The organism is Methanoregula sp. UBA64 (genome assembly GCF_002502735.1).
Taxonomy (GTDB): Archaea; Halobacteriota; Methanomicrobia; order Methanomicrobiales; family Methanospirillaceae; genus Methanoregula.
The window spans coordinates 104,942-111,272 of the sequence record NZ_DAQC01000007.1; the positions used below are offsets into that span (position 1 = coordinate 104,942).

Sequence of the window (6,331 nt, forward strand, 5' to 3'; positions counted from 1 at the left end):
GCACACACGTTGTACTATATAGTGAGGAGAAACGGATGCGGACCGATGTAGTACGACTCGGACGCCTGTCGGGCGAGCGGACGGGGGAGATGATGAAATTCCTCTCCTCCATGCGTTCCGACCGGTATATTGCGGATTCTGACGTGCTGGTGGATATCGCCCACGTGCTGATGCTCGAACGCCAGAAGATCATCGGCACCGATACGGCAAAGCAGCTCCTGCCGGCGCTCCTTGAGCTCAACAGCGAAGGGATCCCCGAGGAGGCCTTCGACGACCGGTTCGAGGACGTGCACGCGGGAATCGAATCGCTCATGATCGAAGCGGTAGGTGCCGATGTCGGCGGCCGGATGCACATGGGCCGGTCCAGGAACGACGAGGTCGCCACCTGTATCCGGCTCAAGCTCCGCGACGACCTGCTCAAGCAGATGGCGGCGCTCTTAAAAGTCCGCGAGGTCCTCATCGCGATTGCCGAGCAGCACCGCGAGTCCGTGATGCCCGGGTTTACCCACATGCAGCACGCCCAGCCGACCACCCTCGCCCACCACCTCCTTGCCTACGAGCAGCAGTTCTCCCGCGACTTCGACCGGCTCCGCGACGCGTATGCGAGGGTGAACATCTGCCCGCTCGGGGCGGCCGCATTCGCATCCACCGGCTACCCCATTGACCGGGAATATACCGCCAAGATACTCGCCTTCGACGGCCTTGTCGTCAATACCATGGACGCGGTCGCAACGCGGGACTTTGCCCTTGAGACCCTCGCCGACCTCTCGATATTAATGGCCAACGTGAGCCGGCTCTGCGAGGAGCTCGTCATCTGGAGTACCTCGTTTGTGAAGTTCGTTACCCTCGACGATGCGTTCTGCTCCACCTCCTCCATCATGCCCCAGAAGAAGAACCCGGACACCGCCGAGATCATGCGGGCAAAGACCGGCTCGGTCTTTGGGGCCTACACGGGAGCGCTCATGACGGTCAAGGGCCTTCCCATGAGCTACAACCGCGACCTCCAGGAGCTCACCCCGAATATCTGGCGGGGGATGCAGGACGCAAAAGAGAGCCTCCGTCTCCTCATCGACATGCTTTCGAGCGCAACGTTCGAGACGGAACACATGAAGGAGGAAGCAGGAAAGGGCAACTCTACCGCAACTGAACTCGCCGACACGCTCGTCCGCGACTACGGCCTGCCCTTCCGCACCGCGCACAACATTGTCGGCCGTGCCGTCTCGAAGGGAAGCCTTTCCTTAGAGACCCTCGAAGCCTCGGCAAAGGAGCTCGACCTCGGGATCTCGCTTGCGGGAAAAGGGCTCACGCAGGATCAGATCGATAAGGCCCTCGATGTGGTGCACTCGGTCGAGGTCAGGAAGGCAACCGGGGGCCCGGCGCCGTTTGCAACGAAGATCGCGATTGCCGACCGCAAGAAACTGCTCGACACCGATTCGGCGTTTATCGACGAGAGGCTCGCGAAGATTGCAAAGGCGAAAGAAGACCTCCTCTCCGACGCGCGGAGGCTGGTAGCATAACGCAGGCGTTCTCGTCAGGCGACCATGTCTCCTGCACCTACGGGGGAAAGACCCTCTCCGGGACGTACATCACCGACCGCGACGGCATGGCCGTGGTAAAACTTTCGAGCGGCTACAATATCGGGGTGGAGAAGGGCTGCTGCACGCTGGTGGCCCCGGCCCCTGCACCGGCTTCGCACATGGCGCCGGTCCGGCAGGACCCGAAGCTGCCCGAGCTCTCTATTATATCAACGGGCGGGACGATTGCAAGCCGGATCGATTACCGCACGGGCGCGGTCACGAGCCAGTTCGATGCGGACGATATCCTGACGGCTATCCCGGCGCTCGCCGAGATCGGGCGCTACCGCACGAAAGTGCTCTACACCATCCTCTCCGAGAACATGACGCCTGCCATCTGGCAGGAGCTTGCCCGGGCAATCCACGACGAGATTAAGCACGGCGTCACGGGGGTCATCGTCACCCACGGTACGGACACGATGGCCTACAGTGCGGCGGCGGTCAGTTTCATGCTCGACACCCCGGTGCCGGTGGTCTTTGTCGGCTCGCAGCGCTCTGCCGACCGGCCGTCGAGCGACAATGCCATGAACGGCGTCTGTGCTGCGCTTGCCGCAGAGAGCAGTCTAGGCGAAGTGGCTATCGTGATGCACGGGACCACCAACGACGATTACTGCGCTATCCACCGGGGAACGAGGGTGCGGAAGATGCACACCTCCCGGCGCGACGCATTCCAGAGCATCGGCATTCCCCCGGTGGGAACCGTCGATTATGCGTCCCGCACGGTCACCCTCTCGGACGATGCGGTCAAAAGGGGCACGCACAAGCTCGCCCTGCACGACAAGCTCGAACCGCACTGCGGCCTTATCCAGTTCTACCCGGGCATGGCCCCGGAGCTTCTTGTGGCGTACGAGGGATACAAGGGCCTTGTCCTCTCGGGCACCGGCCTTGGCCACGTGAGCACGGCGCTGATCCCCGGGATCAAAAACCTGATTGCGGGCGGGACGCAGGTGGTCATGACCTCGCAGTGCATGAACGGCCGGGTCTGCGACCGGGTGTACGACACGGGCCGCGACCTCCTTAATGCGGGCGTGATCGAGGGCGGCGACATGCTCCCCGAGGTGGCGCTTGTAAAACAGATGTGGGTGCTCGGGAACGAGAAAGACCCCGCAAAGGCGGCAGCGATGATGGCCGCCGATCTCAAGGGCGAGAACATGCGGAGGAGCGGCCATGGATTGTAATCAATCAGGGCACACGGTCTTATCCGTAGTGGATGGAAAAATTGTCCTGCCGAAAAATGCCTATAATGAATTAGGCCTCACGGCGGGGATCGAGATCCACCAGCAGCTCGACACGAAAGAGAAGCTCTTCTGCCACTGCCCGACCACGCTCATGGATAACGCCGAGCACACGGGCGAGTTCTCCCGCTACCTCCGCGCAACCGAGAGCGAGATGGGGGAGATCGACCGGGCCGCACAGGAAGAGATGAAGCGGATCAGGAAGTTCCGGTATTACACCTACAGGACCACCTGCCTGGTCGAGAACGATGAGGAGCCCCCGGCGCCGTTCAACGAAGAGGCGCTCGCGATCGGCCTGACCCTTGCAAAGACCTTTGGCATGACGCCGATCCCGCAGGTCCACACGATGCGCAAACTCGTGATCGACGGCTCGAACACGAGCGGGTTCCAGCGCACGGCGCTTGTCGCCATCAACGGGGCGCTCCCGAACGGCGGGAGCATCGAGACGATCTGTATCGAGGAGGAGGCGGCGCAGAGGGTGAAAGACGAGATCTTCTCGCTCGACCGGCTCGGGATCCCGCTCGTCGAGATTACGACCTCGCCCTGCATGCACACCCCCGAAGAGGTCCAGCAGGTCGCCGAGTACATCGGCATGGTGCTGCGCTCGACCGGAAAAGTCAAGCGCGGCCTCGGGACCATCCGGCAGGACGTCAACATCTCGATCAAAAACGGCGCCCGGGTGGAGATCAAGGGCGTGCAGGAACTCGACCTCATCGCGGAAGTCGTCCGCCGGGAAGTCCAGCGGCAGCAGACTCTCCTTAGTATCCGCGAAGAACTGGTGAAGCGCAACGCCAGCGTCGGGACCGAGCAGATCGATGTCACCGATCTCTTCAAGGGGACCGGGTCTGCGATCCTCAAAAAAGCGAAGAAGATCTCCGCGCTCGTCCTGCCCGGCTTTGCCGGGTTCGTGGGCTGCGAGCTCCAGCCCGGCCGCCGGCTCGGGAGCGAGATGTCGGACTACGCAAAGAAGTGCGGTGTGGGCGGGATCTTCCACACCGACGAGCTCCCCGCGTACGGCGTGACCGCGGAGGAAGTTGCAGAGCTTCGCAAGGTTGTCCGTGCCGGCGAACAGGACGCCGTGATCCTGGTCTCGGGCGCAAGCGCAAAGCAGGCGGACTGCGCCTGGCACCAGGTAGCGGACCGGGCAAAGGTCGCGCTCTCGGAAAAGCCGGTGCCGGAAGAGACGAGAAAGATGCTCGAAGAGGGGAGCACCGCGTACATGCGGCCCCTGCCCGGCGCAGAACGGATGTACCCCGAGACCGATGTGCTCCCGGTGCGGATCGACGAGGCACGCTGGAACGCGGTCACCGTCCCCGAACTGCTGACCGTTACGGCGGAGCGGTATGCAAAGGACCTCGGCCTTGACCCGGCGGTGGCAAAGCAGATGGCGTTCTCCGAGGAGCGCCCCCTGTTCGAGCAGGCCGTGGCAAAGGGCATCAAGCCCACGCTCGCGTCCCGCACCCTCCTTGCAACCTTAAAGGAGCTGCGGCGCGACGGCGTCGAGGCCGGCAAAATCCCCGACGATGCGATCATTGCCGTGCTCGAAGCAGTCGAGAAGGGCAGCGCTGCAAAGGAAGCGGTTCCCGAACTCCTCACTGCGATTGCAAAGGGCAGCACGGTAAAGGACGCTATGGCAACACTCGCCCCGACCGTCTCCCGCGACGAGCTCGAAGCGGTAATCAAGAAGATCGTCACCGACCGGGCGGAGTTCGTCACCCAGAAGCAGAAAGGCGCACTCGGGCCGCTCATGGGCGTTGTCATGCAGGAGGTCCGGGGCTCGGTGGACGGGAAGGTTGTGAGCGAGTTGCTGAGGAAGGAGATTGAGATAGTGCTTGCGGGGAAGAAGTGAGTATACCTCTCCCTTTTCTCTTTTTTGATTATCCGAATTAACGATGGCTCCCCGCCTCAGGGCCCCTCACGGGGCACGGCGGGGCAGGGAGAGTAATTAGGCTCCCTAAATTAGATAATTTGTCTGCGCTATTCTTTCTGATATATATCCACATCAGACGGCTCTATATAACTTATAGAATCTGTCATAATTTTTCTAACAATATTTCCTTTGTGGAGGGTCATAATATGCCCCTTTTGAGATTCTTCAATAATGAAAACTCTATTAAAAATATATCCTGATTTAAGGAAAATATTGTTTGGCCCTTTGACAGGTCCTTTTGGGAACTCTATAGACAAAACAATAAACATCCAAGTGATAAAGATCGATTCGATATAAACTAATGATAAAAGATTAAAATTAAGCCAATAGGACACGTAAATAATTAGGAACATCGAAATAAAAATTACAGTTTTAAGGAAAGGTTTTAACCAAATAAACGTAATTAAAACGTCTTTACGGGCATTAGATGATGAAATAACGTTTGATTTTTTCTCTATTTCGATAGAGTTCTTCATTTCGCCAAAGATCTCATGGGCATTTTCTAATAGTTCTCTTGGGGGTTGCGTAGATTTTAAATTTTGAATTTGTTGGAAAACATTTTTTCTAATTTGCATCAAATTCCGGTTTTGATTCTGCACATTTTGCACAGATGCCGCTTTATTAAGGAACTCCATGCAAAATTCGTCTAAAAGGTTATAGTTATGCATTAATTTAGTGTATTTGCTAAAAATTTGAACAAATAGAAGACTCATTCCATACAATATCAAAATCAAGGCCGCTTCTACTGGTCGATGAACTATTATAATTAAATAAAATAGATATGGTAGGATTAACACAAAATTAAAAACCATCACAATAAAGAGGACAAGTTGAACATATTTGCCGCTGATATCTTCACTCTCAAAAACCATATGACCCTGTTTTTCCATAGAAGAAATTAAAAAGCAAAATGCCAAGACAAAACCGAAAAAAACTGCTATTTCCGTAAAATTTGGATGATATAACAAATAAATAATTTTGAAATAATAAATGCATAAAAGATGTGAAGAATTCTCAAAAATATTGAAAAGATCTATGAGTACTTGTTTACTTTCCGTAAAGAAAAAAAGGACATATAATGAAATAAAATAAATTATAAACCCGACAATAACGACGCTCAAGTACTTCGATAAAGATTTGAAAAAAATATCTTGTGGTTTAGCCTCTTTACTATCTCCACGAACATTCAATTCATGGTTCATTATATGGACTTTATTAATTCAGATATTAATCTTATTGATGTGTTCATACTCTTGATGGTTTGCAGAGTTTCCTAAAACAACGCAGATCTGTAACAGAGGGAAAATTAAATCCCCATTTGTTCCGCCGCGGGGGCGCCCCGTCGGGGGCGGCGGCGTTCATCGCTCGTGGGGGTGTGGGGGCTGTCAGCCCCCGCCTTAATGTGCCGTTATCGTATTCTGCCTAATTTGGATTTTCCAGATTTTTCCGAAATTTTCCAAAAATGACTACATCCACAACTGAGCTTTCCAAAAAAACCTCAGGTCCGCAGCTGAGGATTCCGGAAAAACCGCGGATCGGTTGCTGAGCTTTTCAAAAAAACCTCAGGCCCGTTGCTGAGGATTCCGGAAAAA

Annotated in this window: 4 protein-coding genes; 3 read left to right on the forward strand and 1 reads right to left on the reverse strand. The window is 55.5% G+C overall.

Going from position 1 to position 6,331, the window contains the following annotated elements:
• Positions 1-35 precede the first annotated feature (35 nt).
• Genes argH through gatE form a run of 3 tightly spaced genes read left to right on the forward strand, consistent with a single transcriptional unit; the run spans position 36 to position 4,658 of the window.
• Positions 36-1,517, forward strand: coding sequence for an argininosuccinate lyase (argH, locus tag BP758_RS10395; protein WP_292370813.1), 1,482 nt, complete (start codon positions 36-38; stop codon positions 1,515-1,517).
• Positions 1,514-2,752, forward strand: a complete 1,239-nt coding sequence (gatD, locus tag BP758_RS10400) for a Glu-tRNA(Gln) amidotransferase subunit GatD (RefSeq protein WP_292370818.1) — start codon at positions 1,514-1,516, stop codon at positions 2,750-2,752. Before argH ends, gatD begins: the two co-directional genes overlap by 4 nt.
• A gap of 28 nt (positions 2,753-2,780) precedes the next feature.
• The gene (gatE, locus tag BP758_RS10405; RefSeq protein ID WP_292370814.1) at positions 2,781-4,658 is read left to right on the forward strand and encodes a Glu-tRNA(Gln) amidotransferase subunit GatE; all 1,878 of its coding nucleotides are present in this window, start codon (positions 2,781-2,783) and stop codon (positions 4,656-4,658) included.
• A gap of 128 nt (positions 4,659-4,786) precedes the next feature.
• Here the strand turns inward: gatE and BP758_RS10410 are convergent, their stop codons facing one another.
• Positions 4,787-5,941 carry a hypothetical protein gene (locus tag BP758_RS10410; RefSeq protein WP_292370815.1) on the reverse strand — a complete coding sequence of 385 codons (1,155 nt, stop codon included), beginning with the start codon at positions 5,939-5,941 and terminating at the stop codon, positions 4,787-4,789.
• Between the last annotated feature and the right edge of the window lie 390 nt (positions 5,942-6,331).

Bases quoted from the DNA above. Each gene is read 5' to 3' on its own strand.
- argH (WP_292370813.1), top strand. From the start codon at position 36: ATGCGGACCGATGTAGTACGACTCGGACGCCTGTCGGGCGAGCGGACG.
- BP758_RS10410 (WP_292370815.1), bottom strand. From the start codon at position 5,941: ATGAACCATGAATTGAATGTTCGTGGAGATAGTAAAGAGGCTAAACCA.